Below are 20,088 nucleotides of genomic sequence, written 5' to 3'. Positions count from 1 at the left end.
CCATGCCTCGGTTTTGTTATCGCTTTGTATCGGGATTAGAGCTTTCATCCAAAAAAAACTTAAAAAACGTGATTTTGTGACTGGGTTTTATATGGCTCTTTGCTTGTCAACTGTAATAGAATTCAGAAAAGCCAAATAAAACATGACGATATGAGCACGATCACACTTCGGCAGGCACTGGGTGTTCTTGCCAAATCTTCACCCTTTTCTGTTTCGACAGTTAGTGAACGTCCTAAAGACATTTACGACGAGCTAAAGGCCTATTTGTATGTCGAACAAGACATAGAGAAGGACTTCAAAAAACTACTGACCTCGCTGCGAGGCAATGAAGTTATCTTCCTTTGCGGTAGTAGTGGCGATGGTAAATCCGAGATCCTGACTCGCGCCTACGAGACTTATCACAATAAATTCAGGTTTCATCTCGACGCCACCCATAGCTTTCAACCCCACCAATCCGCCATTGAGGCTCTCGACCAACTCTTTGATGAAGCTATTGCTGATCCTCGACCCCTCGTGTTGGGCATCAACATTGGCATGTTGGCTAACTTCGCCAAGGAAGGGGCCTCGCGTCACCATTACATTCGTACTGTAATCGAAGGTTTTTTGGAGAGAGGCTACCGTTCGTTTGATCGGGATGACGACTCATGTGCTTTTGAGCGCTTCCACTTTCTCGATTTTGAACAGTATCCGAAGTTTCAATTTAGCCAGGATGCAGAAGGCTATTCGGAGTTCGTTCGACATTTGTTCTCGCGCCTGACCCAGCAAGATGACAGCAATCTCTTCTATCTATTGGCCAAGCCGCAGATGCAGTCAGGTGCCGATGCCCAAGTGCTGGCGAATTACCGATTGCTGGCCATGCCCTCGGTGCAGGAAGTCATTATTACCAACCTGTTTAAGGCTCGTCTGTACAAGGATCAGTTTGTTACCACGCGCGCCTTGCTGGATTTACTGCATCACCTCCTGCTGGGGCCAGGTTATCTGTTCGATAACCTGTTTTCGGGATCGGATAACGAGTTGGTTGCCCGTTTGGAAGAGTTTGACCCTGCGTTGTTACACACCCGGGCGCTGGATCAGTTTGTTTTGCGTTATGAGTTGGCACTACCAGATCCAGAGCTCGATGCGTTTTTACAAACACTGGCTGAATTGGGAATTCATTTTTCGGCAGAGCGCGAGACGGCCGGTGAGGCCGCCTCCATGATCCGCCTGTTTTACCTGTTACAGCATCAGTCTCTAGGCAACGACTATCATCAGCAGTTTTCTGCCGATTTTGCCGAGAGTCTATTGAACTCTTATGCCCAGGTCTGGATGCAGCATAGTGATTATGACGGCAGTAACGAACGCAAACTGGCTTTGCGCCCCTTCTACATGAATGAACTGATCAGTGCGGTATTTCGTTACGCCAACCGCAATGCCCCTGAATTAGAAAAAGGCGAATGGTTCCTGGGGCAATTCGGCAGCGTCAAACTGGCAGCGTCGATCACCATCAAGGCGGATTTTACTCGCGTCCACTTCGAACGGGTCGAGAAGGTTTCGCAGTTCCAAACATTTATCAAAGTGGCGGATAGACAAGGCGAATACGAGCTCAAACCGATTGCCATCAATCTCAATTTGTTCGAACTGATTTGGCGTTTGAATCGGGGCTATTGCCCTAACAAATACGACAAAAATGCCATTGTGCTGCTGGATGAGATTGTTGATCAGATCAGCGAAGTGGCTCGTCGAAGCCCAATCCTCAAGTTTTATGAATCTGGCAAAAGCTATAGCGCCAGTCTGGATGACGGCATGATCGCTGTCAGTGGGGTGATCTAAGCCATGATGTATCCGATTCCCGAGGGATTAACCCCGTCAGATAAAAACAAGCTCAACAGCTATCTCCCGATCCGCAATAAGGGCAATGAATTTAATTGGGACACCATCACAGGTCTGGTATTAGGGCATGCCCTCAAACGCTTGGTGAAGCATTACCCATTTGAGCAATTTCGCGAGGATTGCCAATCCCGATTTATTGCCAAGCTCGATGAGCCTGGTTTCTGGCCTGTGCTGGATCGCATGTATTTTGCCACCGAGGCGGTATTTCATATTTCACCGCTGTTCTTGCTGTTCAAGGCGCAGCGTAAAGGCAGTGGTAAAAGTGAACTCGGCGCTGAAAATCTACGCATGGGCGAGCTATTTGCGGGTCTGATGGGTAACTACTTTCTGCCTGATGAGGTAAACGACAACCTCACTTTTATTGAGCAGGAAATGTTGTCGGTGTTGCGTGGCCAGCTGAAGCAGGGCAGCGCATTGAGTACTCAGGAACAGCCATATCTTCCCTATCTGGCGAATGCCTTCCTGAGCGATCTCGCCTTTTTGGCCCGGCATCCGCAGTATTTGCTGCAAGAGTTAACCCATATGCTGCAGTTGTATGCATTTACCTACTGCGCCCAATTGGCCCTTCATGTAACGGATTGGAAGGCCGGTGAGCCGGTCAGCAAGCCACTTTATTTTATTCTGGATAATGAAAAGGCCAGCAAAGAGCGGGTTGCGGTCCAGCACTATGGCCACAAGCTCTTCTCCGAATCGAGCAAGCGCCTATTCCCGATGCTCTCTGCGTTAGAGGTGCTGCAAAGCCAAACGCCTAAACGACCGTTGTGGCGGATCTATCAAGAAGCGGTCGCCTACGAAGACCAAGAGCGACTGCTTGCGGATCTGAATCGCTACTTGCAGGCGTTTGCTGTATCCCGCTCTTTACCCGCGTTGGAATCAGCCAGCTCTGTGCCCCAGGCGTTTGAGCAATTACGCGAACTGGCTATGAAACAGTTTGAATCCGAAAAAGATACCCGCAGTGAAATCAATGGTAAGTACGTGAAAGAGTTGGAAAAACAGGTCGGTGCCAACTTCATTCAGTCCCGTGGTCGTGCTGGACGGGTTCTGGTTTTGAATCAGGATCAGCTGTTGTTGTTGACCAATCTGGCGATTGGCGAGCGCGACAAGTTGCGATTGCATGAGCTGATCAAGGGCTTTGAACAACGCGGTTTTTATCTGGACAACCAGTCCCAGCAGGTATTGGTCAGTTTCTATGAGCGCATGGGCAATGTGGAAAGAATGAGTGATAGTGGAGATGCCGTTTATGTCCGCAAAACCATATGAGCAGTACCTGGCCGAGCAGTTTATGGACTGGGTGGGGAGCGACATCCAGGCAGGCACCCGTTATCAGTTCAAATCACCCGATGCCGAGAACTCTAAGCGTCTGTATCAGGCTTTTGTCCGTTTAGCGGCCGGGCAAACGTTATCCCTGGCTGGTGTTTCCTTGCCCACCGTGGTGTGCAATGGCGTGGCCTTGTTGCCGGTTCTGCACGGCGAAGCGCCGTTAGGCTGCACTGAGAACTACATCTCCCATCTGCGTGATGCGGTTGCCAGCCGCAGCGGTGAGTTTGCCTCTACCGCCTTGTTGATCATTCATAACAGCATGCTGGATACCCTGATCAACAGTGCGCGCGATGTCGCCGCCATGGGGGCTATCTGGCATCCACAGACGCTACAAACGCGGCTGGCCAGTTTGATTGATCCCTACAGTGACATGCGGGAGTTATCGAACTGCCTGTTACTCGACCAACTGGAGATGGTGACAGAGGAGGGGGCGACCATCTTTGGTTTTGCCTCTCTCTATCGCTCACTGGAGGATGGTCAACTTGATTTCAGCGAGTTGGGTCTATTTGATGACCCCTTGATCCAGAAGATGAGTGGCCAAACGGCGCAGATCCGCCGTCGGTTGGATGAAAACCGTAGCCTGCGTCGGCATATCGAATTCAGTGTCGAGCACTATGCCAATCAACTGGATATCCAACTGAACAAGTTTGGTCCCAAGTTTATCCAGCAACATTTTGTGAAAGAGCCTGCCGACTGGCGGCAGCTGGATTTCCAGACCTATCTGGATGAAATAGATGCCAACAAGGCGCAAAAACTGGTGCTCGATGCCATAGATCTCGGTGCGGATATGGCGGGGGGCTCTCTGTTCCAGCGCGCCAAGAGTCAGACCAAGGCTGGGCAAAAAGAGCTGAGCTTGCTGATCCAGGTTCCCGCTTCCGCGTCTGAGTTAACCATGACGCTGACATTTACCGGTAATGATCTGGAGCCGGATCAACTCCAGCTGGCCCATAACAAAGCATTGGAAAAGCAGCTGCACAAGCAGATCAATCGAGCCGGTGGCAAGCGCTGCTGGGCTGATCTGACGCTGCCCTTTGATGGCCAACCCACATTTTTCAGCATCGAGCTCAAGCGAGACAATCGCTCCGAACAGTACAAGTTGCGCTGTCTGCTCCTCAAAGAAGGGAGCTTTTATCTCGAGCCAATCCAGAACTCGTTTCGCGTCGATCCCCGCCATGGTTGGTTGACCCTGTTGATGGATGAAGATCGGCTGCAGCTGAGTGCCGATGAAGGTGCCTGTATGCACCTGGGCGATGACGATGACGAGGTCGATTGTCAGCGTTATAGTTGGGTCGATTTTGCCGAGCAGGCGAATCAAAGCGAGATGATCCACTTCACTCTGTGCCATGGTGAATCGCGTCTGCCGATCAATATCGAAGGGCCGGCCGCCGAAGAGGGGGTGAGCCAACCCTTGTTGTTTGACACGGAGCGCTTTGCCAAGCTGCTGTGTGACGATTACAACGGTGAATACAACCGCGCCAAGGGCAAGATCATTCTCGACAATGCGGAGCACGCCGTCGTTGGGGTGCGACAGCAACTATTGACGCTCGAGGCTCGCCTGGTCGATGAGCGACTGATCTATATCGGTAGCTGTGGTGATCCGGTGCGCCTGAGTAGCCTGCAAACTTCGCATCCGGCACTGCATGACGCTTATGCGGCTCTGTATGACTATCTGACTCGCAACAAGACACTGCCAAGTTTGGTCAGTTGGGGGGATGGGTACAGCGTACTGGCCGCGGCGGTTGTCAGTGCCTATGAAGCCGCGTTGCAGCAGATCCGTCTGCATAGCGTCCTGGGTTTGGACGAGAAACGACTGTTGCGCGTCGGGCTCTGCAAGATCGAGGAGAAGGAGCGTTTTACCCCGCTGCACCCTCTGGTGCTGGCCTATTACGGCCAGCTGGTGGCGGCGATCCGCGCCGATCGGGATGACAACGGTGAGAGCAGCTTTAGTGAGTTGCCGGAGGTGACTCGCGAACGTCTGGTGGCGTCGGGCCTGATGCCGTTTGCCTATGATGAGGCGGGCTTTGCCCATCTGCAGCCGGTGAAGGAGAATAGCGGTTGGCTGGAGTTGGTACCGCAACAACTGATGAGCCATAGCTTTGTCAAACGGCTGGTTAAAGACAAACTGGCTGAGTTCACCCAAGCCTATGCCCGCCTGTTCCGGGCTGGCCCGCAGAGTACCTTGATCATCAATGCCATCAATCAAGGGGAGGCGAGCGAGCTATTTTTAGGGCTGGTGGAGCACTTCAAGCAACACGGTGAACGGGCATTTGCCCTGCATGTGAACTTTTATGATGCCGGGCTGCAATACAACGAGTTTGACCGTTTTGCCGATATGGCCAGCTATGACGAGCTCAAACACTGGCTTGGCTTGAACAGCGGAGGTTGGCGTGAAGATGCTGACCTGCTGATCGATCTGCTGCGCAGCCGACTCACCTACAGCAAGTTCGTCACCCCTGCCGAAGGGAGCGAATTTGCCTATGCCCACTTGGCATTTTTCAGCAATAACGCGCCGGTCGACTGCCGTCCGATGGATATTTCCCAGGCGCTCAGTGGGGTGCTCTGTGATGGCCTGATCGCGGGTGAAGCGGCCGAGACCAAAGATAGCGCCTATTTCACCGCCTTTGGTCTGCGGCATGTCGAGGTTGAACCCCATCCCAGCCTGCGCGTGGCTCGGCTGCTGGGCCAGCTCTGGCAACCGGCGCGCAAGAGTAACGATAGCCATCTTGGCCTGGGCATCGGGCTGGCCGTCAGCGCCGATTTCAAGCAGTTGCTGACTCACTCCTATAACAGCGCCTTGTGGACCACCATCATAGACCCCAAGGTGACTCTCGATTTCTTTACCAGCCAGAAGGATGTGGTGTTGATCCACTATTCGGATCAATACACCAGTGCGGCTGGCTACGATGCCATTACCGTGACACGGCGGGTCGATCTGTTTGAGGGCCTGCTGCGTAAGGAGAGCCAGACCCTGGGGCGCAATCTGCTCTCGGAATTTAATGCCTTCAATGGCGAGTGGCTGCTGCAGATGCTGACGGCGAATGCCACCCAGCGCAAAGAGAAGAACGGCATCATAGGGGCCTACAAGTTTGTTAGTGGCTTGCTGCTCGAGTCGGATATCAGCTGGGTGCCGCTGTCGGTGGCCGAGATGATTCGTGTCTCCGGCAATGTGGGCCTCAAGATGAGCGACAGCGAGTTTTCTCGCCATGTGCACGGTTACCGCAAGGGTGCCATCTCCGATGACGTGCTGTTTGTCGGCTTTAAGGATGACACCCTCTATTTGCTGCCGTTGGAGGTCAAAACTGGCGCGCGTCCGGATTTCAAACATGCCGGTGAGCAAGCTCAAGAGCTGCTGCGCTACCTGCGGGATGAAGTGCTGGGGCCACAACGGCTGGCCAATCGCCTCTATCGTAGCCTGTTTGTGCGCCAAGTGCTGCAGCAGGTCGAGAAGTTGAGGCTCTATGGCGTACTCAGTGCCGAGCGGTTGAGTGAACTGCTGGCCCGTCGCGAATGGTGGCTCAAGGGTGAGTATGCCGTCAGTGCTGTGCCCGGCTATGTGGACGGCATCGTCTTGGCGCATATCGAAAACGACAGCTGCTTTGAACCCCAGTTGCAAACCACAGCGCAGAACCTGCTGCAGATTGAATTGCCCTATGCGCTGCTCCCCCAACTGATGTCAGCCGAAGGCGACGCCGAGTTGGCGCAGTTTGTTGCATGGTGTAAGGGCGCCGAGCACTACCGGCTGCAGCCGCTGCAACCGACGGTGAGCGCGCCGATTGAAGAACCTGGATCGGCTGGCGCCGCAACCACCGCAACCGCTGCCGCTGCGAGCGCTGTACCGCTGGCCGCAGAGTCGCCAGCTATCTATACCTCCGATGAGGCAAGCGCAAACACTGAATCGGCACAGCCCACAGTGATGAGCGAGACCACAGTAACAAGCGAACCGACAGCGACAAGCGAGCCCACTGGCCCGCTGCAGGTGCTATTTGGCCATGATGCTGGCACGCCACGGAATACCCCCTTGTATTGGGAGCCCACCAATACTGCCAAGTTTATGAATACCAATACCGGCATCATAGGCACCATGGGCACCGGCAAGACGCAATTTACCAAGTCGTTGATCACTCAGCTGATGCGTCAGCAGGGCAATAACGTCAATGGTGCGCCCATCGGTATGTTGATCTTCGATTACAAGTCCGACTATGTGGATGATGCCTTTACCGATACCAACCAGAGCAAGAAATTCAAACTGCATCGGCTGCCCTATAACCCCTTGAGCCTCTACGGTGATATGCCGATGTTGCCGGTGCATACCGCCACTGGCTTTGCCGAAACCCTGACCAAGGCATTTGGCTTGGGGCCCAAGCAACAGCTCAAACTGCGCAAGCTGATCCTGGATGCCTATGAACTGGCGGGGATCAGTAAGTCGGATGCCAGCACCTGGAGCAGACCGGCGCCAACCTTGACCCAGGTGTGGGATCTGTTTTTGGAGCAGGAGAAGGTGGAAGAGGATTCGCTCTACGCGGCCCTCGACTCACTGGTGACCTATGAGATCTTCGAGACCCAGCCGGATGCCGTCTGCTCCCTGTATGACCTGCTCGATGGTGTGACCGTGATCGAGCTGGCGGGTTACTCGCCACAGATCCAGAACCTGGTGGTGGCCCTGACGCTGGATCTCTTCTACTCGCAGATGCAAAAGCGCGGCAAGCCGCAGGTGCAGGGCGATTACCGCCAAATCACCAAGATGATACTGGTGGATGAGGCCGACAACTTTATGTCGCAGGACTTCCCCAGCCTGCGCAAGATTTTAAAGGAAGGGCGGGAATACGGGGTCGGGGTCATTCTCTCGACCCAGGATTTGAGCCACTTCAAGACCGGGGAAAACAATTACGGCTCCTATATTCTGACTTGGGTGGTGCACCGCGTCGCCGAAATCAAGAATGCCGATATCAAGGCCATCTTTAATAAAGATGATAAGAGCGAACAGGATCAATTAATGGAAACCATCCGCAAGCTGGACAAGCATTTTAGCCTCTATATTGACGGCGAAAAGCAAGTCAGTAAGATGCGGGATAGAGCGTTTTGGGAGATTATTTAGATGATTTTTTTAGAATATAAGTATCCAGCTATTAGAGTTGTTCAGTCAGAAAAAAGTAAACCATTACTGCTATTTGGTGCTCCAGCAACAGAAATCGTTAATTGGGCTGGTATACCGCAGAAAAAGACTATGGAGTCCAATAATGTTGAAACTGCTGGATTTCAAAGAACAGAAAATAGCAAAAGACTAGAACAACTTAAAAGCTTTTATGGTAACACTCAAAATGTTGTACAGAACAGCCTCATTTGTGGTCTTAAAAAGACGGAAGGAGGAACTGTGGTATTTTCATCTGAAAATGGTGATGATTGTGGATTTATTACAATAAAATGTCCTGATCTCTCTAAAGAAAAATTTGTTGTTTTGTTAGATTTACTACGTAAGTCTCTCGAGGTAAGAATAGGGAATGGTTCTTCATCAATTGATAAACAAGAATTAAGCAAGCTTAAAGAGGCTTTAAATAAAGAGCAATCTGGTAAATCCCATTATGACGTGATAAATGCAGAAGATGAGTTTGAAAATTTAGAGTCTGACGATGATAATTTTATATTTGATGAGTCACACTTAAATGAATTTTTAAAGGATGTTGTCGTTCGTCATGAAATTGCGAAGGAGATTGAAGATGACGAAATACAATCTGGCGATGTGTTCTTAGGGTTCGAGCGGAATGCTATTATTTCATTCTTGCTTCCGATAACACTGGTAGATGGACAGCATAGATTGAAAGGCGCAATATTGGCTGCGAAAGATGCCATTAATAATTCAGAGTTAACTGATGAAATAGCAACTTTTATTGCGGAAAAGAAGGGGACCGCAGAAGAGGCAGAGAAAATATATTTGAACAAGGTTTCGCGTCGATTACCCGTTTCATTACTGATGGAAGATGATCCCAAAGAGCAGGTGTTTCAATTTGTTGTTATAAATCAAAAAGCAACTCCGATAGGGAAATCATTGCTAGGAACAATAATATCGACATCGCTTACAAATGATGAAATGGAATCGGTTTCAGACAGATTAAGAGAGTCTGGAATTGTTCTGGAAGAGGCGAGAGCGATTACATGGGCGGCTAAGAGTCCAGAAAGTCCATTCTTTAATTTAGTGGAGCGTGGAATTCAAACAGAAAAAAAGGATCTACTTCAATGGAACGTAATGGGGTCTCTCATTCAGATTTTTAGAGAATTGAGTGGAGGGGTGTTGTTTCATTCTAAAGTGGATTATGCGAAAAGATGGAAGGAAAAACATCTTGATGAATCAAATATTGTTGATTCGTCAAATGGAGCTAGTTCTTTCGATAATTGGCGGGAATTAAATGGACCATGGAGAACTCTTTTCATTGTATTTTGGAAGAAGATCAGGGATGAGTTTTCTGATGTTAATAATGAGGAACGAAACAACTATTGGGGGCGACCAAGAACATCAAACCTCTTTAATAAGATCTCATTAACAATTCTCGCGGCAGATTTCTTTAAGTTTCTTGTTACAACTAAATCTAAAGTCGACGATGAACAATCAATAATAGATCTTATGGATTTGTGGTTGGAAGACGTCGATAGAAAATACTTTGACAGAGATTGGGATCTAGCCGGAGTAAAGAAGGATTCAACAGGGATAAGATCTAACTGGTCAGAAATATGGTCAGAATATAGAGATTGTCCTACGCAATTACCACAGGCGAAAAAGTATAGAGTGGCAAAAAAATAAATGACAGTAATGGGGATAAATAAGATCTGCAGTGGTCACCTTATACCTGAGCTGTGCTGGGATTGGGACAGTCATCATGAAATCTCAAGCATAAAACCACCAGAGTTACTGATGGGGGTCCGAAAGGACCTTCTTCAGGGAGATATATATATTGAATGGTTTAGATGGATTATTGAACAATTCATAGAAAGAGAATATCTACATAAGGCTCCATCGTTTCCTTTTGTATTTGAAAGCATATATAAAGAAATTAGCGCCTTGGTTGGAATGCAAATATCAGATGAGCAAAAGATTTCATTGTCAAAGCATGTTTCAAAGTTGGTTATTGATAGAGTGTCATTATATCATAATAAAAAATCAATAAGAAAAGCGGTATCACTTGAAACAAAGTTGGCCTTATTGGATATATATGGTAAAAAACCAAGATGTTGGTTAACTGGTTATCAGTTCACAAAAGAGGCAATATTTAACTTTACAGAGCCCAAAAGTGAACATTTAGCTCTTAAATTACCAGTATATGTTGACAGGTTAAAGCCAATTGGACTGAATGAAAGAGATATATCAATTGAAATTGACCATCTGCACCCCTTCTCTCAAGGTGGTGCTGACGACATTGGAAATTATAGATTGGTTTGTGGTTGGGCAAATAAAATCAAGAGTGACTCAATAACGGGGTATAGCACCGCACAGAAGCATATATGTATGGACTCATATCCTTCTAATGGTTTGTATTATTGGGTGCTCAGATTAATTGGTCTCCGAAGGAAATGCGAGCACCCAAGCTGTAACAAAACAATTGAAAATAATGAATTACGAGTTAGATCATCACTTGGTAAGTCGAAGTTAATTAATCCGCTTAATATGCAGGTTGTATGTGAAGATCATGATGATTTAGATGACAGATTTATTCTTTCGAGTAAATTTAATGATTTTACTCTTTAATAAATATCTCATCTATAGTATTAATCTTTCTGATGAGAAATGAAATGCCTCGGTGGAGGTGAAGCTTAAATTGAGTGGCTATTTCTTTCTCATCTATTTCTTCGAAATCAAGATGTATCCTATTCAAGAAAATACTTCTAAGTTCATCGCTTAATTCACCGGAGAATACTTTCCACGTCATTTCAACAGAGCTATCTGTTTGAATATCTTCAAAGGGAGGAATGGACTCTTCAGCTAAGGACAAACAAAGTGCCCAGCGACACAGCACGTTCCAATTTTCGATGCCAGTCTTGCGCTTAATTACGATCAACTGTTGTTTGGCTTTTTCTGACAGGCGAATATGTTCAATCATGTTTTTCCTCCGGGAAGTAGCCGGGCTTGATGGTGGAGGTCAATTGCGACTCCTCGTAGGAGATATGATATTCCTTGGCGATATAGGGTTTGAGCTTCTTGTAATAACTGCCTTTGATTTCTTCGTCGGTTGACAGCAATATCACCTGCGCCGCCGCCATTGGGAAGTATTGCTCAATCAGTCGGCTGCGATGCTTACCATCCAGCCGTCCCATGGGGGTATCAATGATGGTCGGCAGCTCTTTTCCAGACTCATCGGCTAAGCCCCAGAGTACAGAAATGGCCAGCAGTTGCCGTTCACCTGCCGATAAACGGTGCGGTGAAATAGGGCGCATATCTTGGGCTAAGAGTGTTAAGACAAATGTATCTGGATCAATTTTTATTTCACTGATCAGACTCTCTTTTCGTTTAATAGTATCGAATTTTGATTTAATCTTGCGCTGTAGTCGCTCGATATTCTCTTGCACCAGTTCATTCTTAAATTCGACAACAATCTCTTGCAGCTTGGCCATATGCTCAGATAGCTGTTGTTGACGTTGCTGTTCAAAGTTCAGCGCATTGCCTTGTACCCGAATGGCATTGAGCTGCTCTTCAGCTTGTTGAATCGACTCTTCCATCTGCTGTATTTGGGCGAGAGTTTCACCACGCTTGGTTTCCGCGAGACGCAATTCCAGATCGCTGGCAAGTGAGCGCTCAATAAGATGTTGCACTGATTTTGCATCTGGGATGGTTTCCAGCTTGCGCTTGATCAGCTCCAATTTATTACTGAGCTCGGATTTTTGCGCTAATAGGGATTTTGCCTCTTGCTCTTCTCTTTCCAGTCTCTCGTGAAATCCATTAAAAATACTGGGGTCACTATTGAGATAACAGGTCTCGGAATAGAGACTGTCGCTGGCGGCTCGCTCGGCATCCAGCTGATTCTTGAGTGTGGTCAATTGCGCCGAACTGACACTCTGTTTTTGTAATAGACCCAGTATTTTTTCCTCCTGGGTCAGCAGTAGTGAGCGCGCGTTCTGATATTGTTTGATGGCCGCTTCTTTTTGCAGTTGTTGTTGAGTCTGCTCAATTAACGGTAATACCAGCTTTAACGGCAAGGCTCCGGCAGCTAATTTAACCAGCTCGGAATTAATGTTTTCCAGCTGGGTCTTTAGGCGCGTCTCTTCACGAGCGATCTCATCTTTAGTGGCAATCAGATGGGCACCATTATCTTGCAGTTGTTGCTGCCAATATTCTGCTTCTGCCTTTTTGTCGTTCAACGCTTCAATGGCGTTGCTGAACTCGTTGTCCAGTGCATTGCGTGCAGCCTTGAGTTCGGCAAGACGCTCTTCGGCATCCGTTAATTTTGAGCGCTGTTTTTCATCCAGCAGCTCTTCTTGTTGCCGGTTTTTTAACACGCCAAGATCAATATGTAATTGCGCCAATAATTCCAGCCCCAGCAGCGCTTCAATCCCGGTTTTTACCAGTTCAGCCGCACGTGCCGGATCGGCAAGAGTTTCAATTTTTTCGCCATCAAAGAAGAACAACTCAGAGAGGGATTGCGGAATAAATTCATTAATAAATTCATCCCAATGTTCGCTCAATAATGCATCCGGGTGTCCGTTATGACTAACGACCACCGACTCCTTACACTCTTTACGATCGACTTTTTCCCAGGCACGGTTAATCTCGTAAATATGTTTTTTGCCGCCGACTTCATGACGAAAGCGCAGGGTAATCGAAGTCTCTTTTTCCGTGGCATAGCGATTGATCGTCTGTTCAAGATAGGCGGTATAGCTTAATCGCCCACGGTTCGAGCATTTAGCATATTTGCCATACAAGGCTAATTGCAACGCATCGAGAAAGGTGGTTTTACCACCACCATTGAGCGCCCCAAATAGAATAATCGGCTTGGCATGATCTGGACTGTCCAGATCAATGGTGTGTTCCCCTTTGTAGATACCAAAGTTCTTGAGGGTTAGACATTCAAAAATCATTCGGAACGCTCTTCAATCTGGATTTGCTCATGTTCAAGAAAACGCGTGTTGTCATGCTCTCTGGATAAGGACTCAGTCAGTTTCTGATTTTCCCACTCCAGCTGTTGTTTTTCTTGCTCTGTAATATGTGGTAACAACAGCTTGATATTGTTTTCATTGAGACGACGATTCAAGGCAAATTCGCGTGCTTCATCAATGTTATTAAATGCCATGGTTTCCAGGCTCTTATTGAGCTCGGTATATAACTTGGCGCGGCGCAGCAGTTTGCTATGCCGCTCTTCGATGGTCAGCAGGGTTCTTAATTGTTCGTAGAGCAAACCATCCGGATCATTAAATTGCGCGCATTTAGCTTTCAATTTATCCATAACATGGGCATTGAGCAGGCTGTGGGCCTGGCGTTTTTGCTCTTCGTAAGGCTTGCCAAATACCTGTTCGTAAATCCGCGGCACGCTGTCTTCGACTTCATATTTTTCTTCGAGCCACAGGGTTCGGATGGCCTCGAGATCCTCGCGGGATAGCAGCTCAAGATGTCGAACTTCTTCAGGGCCAATGGCTTGAACCTGTTTTTGTGCTTCGAGCACTTTTCGCAGCATATGTTCGCGAAATGGCTGGCGGTAAGGGCCACGCACCAGATCGGCGCCATGTTCGTTAATATGCACTGTCAGGCTGCCATTCATGCGCCGAAAATCGCGATTCGATTTATCGCGGGTGATTTTTTTGACCTTGGCTTCCCGATTAGAGTCGTTGACATCAATTTCATTGCGCAGCTGTAGCAGCGGGAGCATCCACTCCTTTTCACTGTCGTTCTGAATCATGGCGGCCATGGATTTATCTTCACCGACCATGGTGCACACGTAACAACCAAAGCGACTGTCGCCACAGCTGGGGGTGGATTTATCGACCACCAGCGGGCATTCACCATCGGCAGTTGCCCCTTGATACATACCCAGCAACTCTTGATTGCGGAACCCCCAAGGATTCTTTATCTGCATCAGATATTGCCAGACGTCGTCATTACTCCAGTCGGCAATCGGGGTATAAATCCATACCCGGTCCAGCTGCTTGTTGACGGTTAAGCCCACAGCACTGCGAGTGTTATCAGCGCGGTTTTCATAGCTCTCCATCGTGGCTGCACGCACGGCACTTTCAGCTTTGCGTGTACCGAGCACCAGAATCGCTTCACCGTTTTGCTTTACCACATTACGAATGAAGTTGTTGGAGGGGCTGATCTTCAAACGATCTGTACACCAGCGGAATTTGTAGCGTGGCGCAGGATAACCGCGTCCGATCAGGTTCACCCAAAAGCGATCGTTTACCGCAGGGGTCAGACGATGGGGAATGATGTTGAGACCTTGGGCCTGCACGGCATTGCGCATCTGGTTTAATGAACGCTCAACCCACATGGCAACAATCGGGTTCTCAACCAAGGTATCGGTGCTGATCACATGAACCGGCTTATTAGCTTTGCCTTCAGCATGTAACTCCTGCATCGCATACCAGACTAGTTGCAAAATAGCGGTGGAGTCTTTGCCGCCGCTGTAACCAATGACCCAAGGGATTTGATCACTCAAATAAAGCGCCTTGGTTTGATCAACCAGTCTGGCGATGGTCTCTTTAAACCCCGCATCAAAGGCCGAGGGGGCGGGGTGCACTACCATGGTCATGCCTTGCCTTTCCTGAATAAATTCTCTGCGTGCTGTTCACTTTCCGTTAACGGCAGGCCGAGATGAAGTTTGATGAAATTTGCCGTGAGCAACATGGTATTGGTGGTCTTATGAATGCGCCCGCCGATCAGGGCGCGCCCTTCCCACTGCTCACCGTTTTGGCGTGACCAGTCGAGTGTCGCCAGTCCTGCCAAGGTTTGTTTTAAATCGCTGCCTTGCTCAAGCAAGGCCTTACCGACATGACCCAGCGCATGTAGCGCAACAGCGTGGCTGTGTACGAAATCTTCACGGACCTCTCCAGCGGTAAGCTTGGAACCTCTTACCAGTTTCCATTCTGGGATCAGCAGATCGACTTCATTCCAGAAGCGGCAAGCATCGCGAATGGCTTTATGGCTATCCAGCTGTTCCCAATCGGCAAAGAGCTCTTGTGTGGCCTGATGAATAGCGCTGAGCGTAAACAGCTTGCGCGAGCGTTTACCCAGCTTGTTTTGTTCCAGATCGACGATGCCCTTGAAGGCCTTGGACTTGGCCGCCACAGCACGAGCGACTGCGGCACTTTTGTCGCGCTGGTCGTAGGCAATGGCTAATGATTTACTGGCTTTAACTTGGTTCTGGTTCAGATCCTTGAACATCTGTTGCGAACGGGACAAGCCGCGATCCAAAAAGAACACCACAGAGATACTTTCTTCAGCTAATGACGGGTCTTCTTTCAATGCAGCTTCTATGGCTGCTCGACGGTGTTGGCCATCGTTGATGACAAATTGTGCATCCAGCCCGATCCGCAGTGCACCGATGCGGCTGCTTTCCCCATTGTTACCCATAGGTTCAAAGCGGACGTCACCATCCACCGACGCTGTGATAGCAGAAAAAACGTAGGAATCTCGATACTTCAGTATGTAGTTTGCAATGGTTGGAACGCGGGCAGTATTAAGGGTACGTTGGGCTCGCAGCTCCGGGGAGAGGTCGTCTTCGTCGAAGCGAAAAATCCGGGGCAGCAACTTGAGCGGGCACATGGAAACATAGTACTCACTGTCCGCTTGAATACCGCGAATAGCAGGAAAAACGAACTCGAATGACGGCTCTATCATGGTATCCCTTTGCGCTCCACAATGTTTGTGACACCATGTTATCTGGTTCGAACAAATCTGTGTGTACGTACGAACAAAAACAGGTGGCAAGGATAATGACTGTTTACTTGGATTGCAACGCAACTTCGCCGGTGACGCCGGATGTCGCCAAAATTGTCATGCGCTATATGACTGAAGAATATGGAAACGCTGGTAGTCGGACCCATGAGTTCGGAGCGGTGGCCAAGCAGGCGGTGGAGAAAGCCAGAGGGCAGGTGGCCAGTCTTGTGCTGGCTGACAAGTCGGATGTTTATTTCACCAGCGGAGCTACTGAAAGCAACAATCTGGCCATTCTGGGTCTGGTGCCTTATGCAGAAAAAACCGGCCGTAAGCACATTATCACGACACCTATCGAACATAAGGCTGTGCTGGAGCCCATAGAGCAGCTGGCTGCTCGTGGCTTTGAGGTGACTTATCTGCCCGTAGATGAGACCGGTATGGTCAAGGCAGAGGATCTGCAGCGGGCGTTACGGGATGACACTCTGCTGGTGTCGGTGATGCATATCAACAACGAGACTGGTTCGATTCAACCGATTGCGGCGCTTTGTGAAGTGCTGGCTTCTCATGACGCGTTCTTTCATGTCGATGCTGCACAAAGTTTTGGCAAATACAGTGCTGTGTTGGCAAATAGTCGTATCGATATGCTCAGCATCAGCGGCCACAAGATGTATGCCCCAAAAGGGATTGGCGCGCTGTTACTGCGGCGTCGCGGCTATGCTCGTGCGCCCCTGGCTCCGTTGATGTTTGGCGGTGGGCAAGAGAGAGGGCTGCGTCCTGGTACTTTGCCTGTGGCATTGATTGCCGGTTTAGGACAAGCCTGCGAAGAAGCCAGCCATGAGCAAGCATCACGGCAAGCCTATTGTGAGGCAATAAAACAGCAGCTCAGGGAAGCCTTGTTGCCGTTGGGATGTGTTGAAAATGGTCAGAATACGGCCAGCCATGTTTTGAATATCTCCATCCCTGGAGTGAACTCTGAGGCGGCTTTGGTAGGTTTGAAACGGTTGGTGGCCATCTCGAATGGCTCAGCCTGCACATCACAGAGTTATACGCCGAGCCATGTTCTTACCGCCATGGGATTGGATGAAGAAAGAATCGAAGGTGCGATTCGAATCTCTTGGTGTCACATGACAAAAGACATACCATTGGCTGAAGTCATTGACAGCATTAAGAAATTACTGTGATTACTCGAACGATAGTTGATGCAGCTAAACAGGCACTCTTACTTTTGGGTCGTCCTGCGACTGTAGACGAAATTTACCAATGTATTCAGCAACACCAACTCTATGAGTTCGGGGCTAAATCGCCGCAGTCGGTAATACGGGTGACGATGGATCGTCACTGCGCGAACAAAACGTTAGGTTCGATGCACAAGCAGCGTTTTTTCCGCAAAGATGAAGATGGAACATACCAACTGCTGGATGCTGTTTCCTATTCGCCGAGCGTACCAACTCAGCCCCTCACTCTTTCGGAAAGCGAAACGTCCGCCGAAGAGGTTGAGACTTACATCGAGCAAATCCAGGATCTCGCTGCGATTCAGCGTGAAAAAGTGAAACTGGAGATATTGGCTAGCTTACGCCAGTTACCACCAGATCGATTTGAAGCTTTTTGCCGGCAGTTCCTCTCGCGTTATGGTTTCACCCGCATGGAGCTGACTAGCCGTGGTCGTGATGGCGGGATTGATGTGAAGGGACTGCTGAGAATGGGCCTTGCCGAAATGCGCGTTGCCGTTCAGTGCAAACGCTATGGTGAAGATAACAAGATCGGTAGACCCACAGTCTCTTCATTTCGCGGCGATATCACGGGTGATTTCGAGCAAGGTATCTTCATCACTACTAGCGGCTTTACCAAAGAGGCCGAAGAGGTTTCCTTCAAACCGGGTTGTGTACCTATCATCCTTATTGATGGTGAACAGCTGGCTGAAATCATGATTGAAAAGGGGATCGGTGTTCAGCGCCAGATGATCGATGTCTATGACTTCGACACCGAGTTGCTATGGGATTGAACAGAGGGGCTTCAGCGGCGGTATAGCCTGAAGCCTCCAATCCTGACCTCCGCCTGTTTTAGCCCTGCCTCAAACTCTATCCGGCTGAGATTTAAATCCTGGCTCAAATCCACGCCGAGTAGTGTCCCTAGGCGCTGCTCCAGCGAGCGCTGCTTGGCAAAGTCCGGATGTTCGGCGGGTAGCAGATAGCTTTTATTCAGCAGTGGCGGGCGGCGCTGTTCGTCCACATAGTCAAAGAAATCCACATCTTGCTCGGCCATCTTGATCTTCACCCGCTCACGCAAGTAGGGGATGGGTTGCTCAAAGTCGTCATAGCCCATCAGGCTCACCTTGCCGGATTGGATATGGATCTTGACCACATCGATCTCATCCAGCTCACCATAGAGCTGGCTGGCGGCGCCTACATAGACGCGCAGCAGAGCAGGCAGCTCGTTGATATAGCGCTTGTGCAGCAGCAACGAGTGGTCGGCAAAGAGCAAGGAGGCGAGGAGCTGTTGGTGCGCCAGCTGGCAGGCCGCTGCAATCTGTTGGGGGCTGGCGATGGCGTAGAGCAGGGCGACGGCCTGCTGCTGCAGCGAGCGGTAATCGCCAAAGAAGGCCTTGATATCGCGCTTTAGCTCATCGGGCAGTTGGGTATAGGGTTTGCGTTTATCAAACAGGTTCAGCGCAAAGTAGACCAGCAGATCCTCGATGCGCTCTGCTCGGGCCTGAGCGAGCTGCTGGCTCTGTTCACTCTCTCCCTCGGCCAGCAGCAATAACGCCTGGCGGTGCGAGCCTATCAAGGCGCGCAACTCAGCACTGCGAGCAAACTCCTCATTGGCAGGGACTCGTCCCAAGCCTAAACACTGCTGCCAGAACGCGTTAAACAGTTCCTGGTGACTTTCCAGCAGGGCGCGTTTTTTCTCTTCCTGGCTAATGCGCGGTGTACTGAGTTGTTGCCAGCCATGGTGGCGCTTTTGGCGGCCAGCGAGAAAGCGTTGCTCTTCGAGTTTATCTTTGAAGACAAAGAAGATGCCGGGAGCGATGGCGATGGGTTGCTCATCCAGCGTGCGTTCGATAAAGCCGCGTAACTCGCTCTGGTTAAAGTATTTCTGGAAGGTGTTGCGCGAGGTGATGATGCCATCTTTGTAGGGCTTGAACTGGGCGATAAACTCTTCACTGCCCAGCATGGCCGACACGACCAGCAGGGTATCAGCCAGGGCCCAGGCCCCGAGTAGGGCTTCGATGCGTTCATCCCGATCTTCAATTACGTTGATCACATAGCCCAGATTGACCAGTGCCGAGGCTACCTTGTCACCCTCCGGGCGAAAGTTGGGATCCCAGCCCAGCGCATCAATGCCATGGGCTTCCAACTCCCGCAGATCGTCCCCGCGGCCACAGCCGTAATCAAACAGCGAATACTCGCCGCTTAGGTAGCCATGCTTGGCTAATGCCTTCATGGGGGCGGAGAGCTCGTAGCGTACCAGAGCCGTCTTGTGCCGATCGATGGTGGGTTCGTTGTCGGCTTGCGGTGCGGCGAGCATGCTGTTACGAAACAAACGGCCATCGACCAGAGTGTAGCCATGACGGTTGATCAGGCGCTCCCAACTCTGCTTAAAGCCGATCCGGCGCGGCTCGGCATAGAGGCCAGCAGCTTCGCCTTCTTGGGTGATCAGGCAAAACGCTTCATGGTCCTGATGGGTGGGCAGCACCATCTGCTCTTTGCGATGCAAGATGGGTGGGTTTTCCTGCTCCTGGTACTCCATGATGCGGTGTTGAAGTTTGGCCAGATCCACCGTGATGCTGCGGTGCAAAGCCGGGTAAGCATCGCTAAAAAAGGTGGGGTAGTGCAGCAACGAGAGGCGAAAAGCCTGTCGGCCCAGTTTGATCACATTCCATCCGTCATCCGGGATTTTGAGTGCCAAGGCGACGGCTTGCACAAATCGACCCAGCGCCTCATCGCTTTGCTGCAGGGCATCACGGTGCAGATAAATTGCATCCGGTAGCCGTTTACCGACCGCCAACTTATCTACCCGCTGGCAAAACTGCTCTGGGGTCAGCATGACAG

The 20,088-nt window shown here is 49.8% G+C and carries 12 protein-coding genes; 7 read left to right on the top strand and 5 right to left on the bottom strand.

Features of this window, described 5'->3' with window-relative positions; translation table 11 throughout:
- Positions 1 to 99: 99 nt before the first annotated feature.
- The 5 genes from dptF to ACFOSS_RS12665 are packed head-to-tail and all read left to right on the top strand — an operon-like array spanning position 100 to position 10,924.
- Positions 100 to 1,809 (top strand): DNA phosphorothioation-dependent restriction protein DptF, encoded by a 1,710-nt coding sequence (gene dptF / locus ACFOSS_RS12685; protein WP_377153054.1) that lies wholly within the window; start codon positions 100 to 102, stop codon positions 1,807 to 1,809.
- A gap of 3 nt (positions 1,810 to 1,812) precedes the next feature.
- Entirely contained in the window at positions 1,813 to 3,129 is a 1,317-nt protein-coding gene (gene dptG, locus ACFOSS_RS12680; protein ID WP_377153052.1) for a DNA phosphorothioation-dependent restriction protein DptG, read from the top strand.
- Positions 3,110 to 8,284, top strand: a complete 5,175-nt coding sequence (gene dptH, locus ACFOSS_RS12675; RefSeq protein ID WP_377153050.1) for a DNA phosphorothioation-dependent restriction protein DptH — start codon at positions 3,110 to 3,112, stop codon at positions 8,282 to 8,284. Before dptG ends, dptH begins: the two co-directional genes overlap by 20 nt.
- Positions 8,285 to 9,982, top strand: coding sequence for a hypothetical protein (locus ACFOSS_RS12670; RefSeq protein WP_377153047.1), 1,698 nt, complete (start codon positions 8,285 to 8,287; stop codon positions 9,980 to 9,982).
- The gene (locus tag ACFOSS_RS12665; protein WP_377153045.1) at positions 9,983 to 10,924 is read left to right on the top strand and encodes an HNH endonuclease; all 942 of its coding nucleotides are present in this window, start codon (positions 9,983 to 9,985) and stop codon (positions 10,922 to 10,924) included. It begins immediately after the preceding gene.
- Here the strand turns inward: ACFOSS_RS12665 and dndE are convergent.
- Genes dndE through dndB form a run of 4 tightly spaced genes read right to left on the bottom strand, consistent with a single transcriptional unit; the run spans position 10,914 to position 16,000 of the window.
- On the bottom strand, positions 10,914 to 11,276 hold the full coding sequence (dndE, locus tag ACFOSS_RS12660) for a DNA sulfur modification protein DndE (RefSeq protein ID WP_377153043.1): 363 nt from the start codon (positions 11,274 to 11,276) through the stop codon (positions 10,914 to 10,916). The genes ACFOSS_RS12665 and dndE overlap by 11 nt on opposite strands.
- A complete protein-coding gene (gene dndD / locus ACFOSS_RS12655; protein ID WP_377153041.1) occupies positions 11,269 to 13,248 on the bottom strand; it encodes a DNA sulfur modification protein DndD in 1,980 nt (659 codons plus the stop codon). The genes dndE and dndD overlap by 8 nt, the downstream gene beginning before the upstream one ends.
- Positions 13,245 to 14,912 carry a DNA phosphorothioation system sulfurtransferase DndC gene (gene dndC, locus ACFOSS_RS12650; protein WP_377153039.1) on the bottom strand — a complete coding sequence of 556 codons (1,668 nt, stop codon included), beginning with the start codon at positions 14,910 to 14,912 and terminating at the stop codon, positions 13,245 to 13,247. Before dndC ends, dndD begins: the two co-directional genes overlap by 4 nt.
- Positions 14,909 to 16,000 (bottom strand): DNA sulfur modification protein DndB, encoded by a 1,092-nt coding sequence (gene dndB, locus ACFOSS_RS12645; RefSeq protein ID WP_377153037.1) that lies wholly within the window; start codon positions 15,998 to 16,000, stop codon positions 14,909 to 14,911. The genes dndC and dndB overlap by 4 nt, the downstream gene beginning before the upstream one ends.
- Positions 16,001 to 16,095: 95 nt before the next feature.
- Between dndB and dndA the strand changes: the two genes are divergently transcribed.
- Both dndA and ACFOSS_RS12635 read left to right on the top strand, forming a co-directional pair.
- Complete coding sequence (dndA, locus tag ACFOSS_RS12640) at positions 16,096 to 17,220, top strand: cysteine desulfurase DndA (RefSeq protein ID WP_377153035.1); 1,125 nt, start codon at positions 16,096 to 16,098, stop codon at positions 17,218 to 17,220.
- The gene (locus ACFOSS_RS12635; protein WP_377153033.1) at positions 17,217 to 18,041 is read left to right on the top strand and encodes a restriction endonuclease; all 825 of its coding nucleotides are present in this window, start codon (positions 17,217 to 17,219) and stop codon (positions 18,039 to 18,041) included. The genes dndA and ACFOSS_RS12635 overlap by 4 nt, the downstream gene beginning before the upstream one ends.
- A gap of 11 nt (positions 18,042 to 18,052) precedes the next feature.
- Here ACFOSS_RS12635 and ACFOSS_RS12630 read toward each other — a convergent pair whose 3' ends face one another.
- Entirely contained in the window at positions 18,053 to 20,083 is a 2,031-nt protein-coding gene (locus tag ACFOSS_RS12630) for a DNA phosphorothioation-associated putative methyltransferase (protein WP_377153031.1), read from the bottom strand.
- Positions 20,084 to 20,088 lie beyond the last annotated feature (5 nt).

The organism is Pseudaeromonas sharmana (assembly GCF_042649925.1).
GTDB lineage: Bacteria > Pseudomonadota > Gammaproteobacteria > Enterobacterales > Aeromonadaceae > Pseudaeromonas > Pseudaeromonas sharmana.
Note: the sequence above shows the minus strand (reverse complement) of the source record. Positions and strands in the feature narration are given on the sequence as shown.

Excerpts from the sequence above, each read along its gene's own strand:
- dndE (WP_377153043.1), bottom strand. The coding sequence starts at position 11,276 with ATGATTGAACATATTCGCCTGTCAGAAAAAGCCAAACAACAGTTGATC.
- ACFOSS_RS12670 (WP_377153047.1), top strand. The coding sequence starts at position 8,285 with ATGATTTTTTTAGAATATAAGTATCCAGCTATTAGAGTTGTTCAGTCA.
- ACFOSS_RS12665 (WP_377153045.1), top strand. The coding sequence starts at position 9,983 with ATGACAGTAATGGGGATAAATAAGATCTGCAGTGGTCACCTTATACCT.
- dndD (WP_377153041.1), bottom strand. The coding sequence starts at position 13,248 with ATGATTTTTGAATGTCTAACCCTCAAGAACTTTGGTATCTACAAAGGG.
- ACFOSS_RS12630 (WP_377153031.1), bottom strand. The coding sequence starts at position 20,083 with ATGCTGACCCCAGAGCAGTTTTGCCAGCGGGTAGATAAGTTGGCGGTC.
- dptG (WP_377153052.1), top strand. The coding sequence starts at position 1,813 with ATGATGTATCCGATTCCCGAGGGATTAACCCCGTCAGATAAAAACAAG.
- dndA (WP_377153035.1), top strand. The coding sequence starts at position 16,096 with ATGACTGTTTACTTGGATTGCAACGCAACTTCGCCGGTGACGCCGGAT.
- dndC (WP_377153039.1), bottom strand. The coding sequence starts at position 14,912 with ATGACCATGGTAGTGCACCCCGCCCCCTCGGCCTTTGATGCGGGGTTT.
- dndB (WP_377153037.1), bottom strand. The coding sequence starts at position 16,000 with ATGATAGAGCCGTCATTCGAGTTCGTTTTTCCTGCTATTCGCGGTATT.
- dptH (WP_377153050.1), top strand. The coding sequence starts at position 3,110 with ATGTCCGCAAAACCATATGAGCAGTACCTGGCCGAGCAGTTTATGGAC.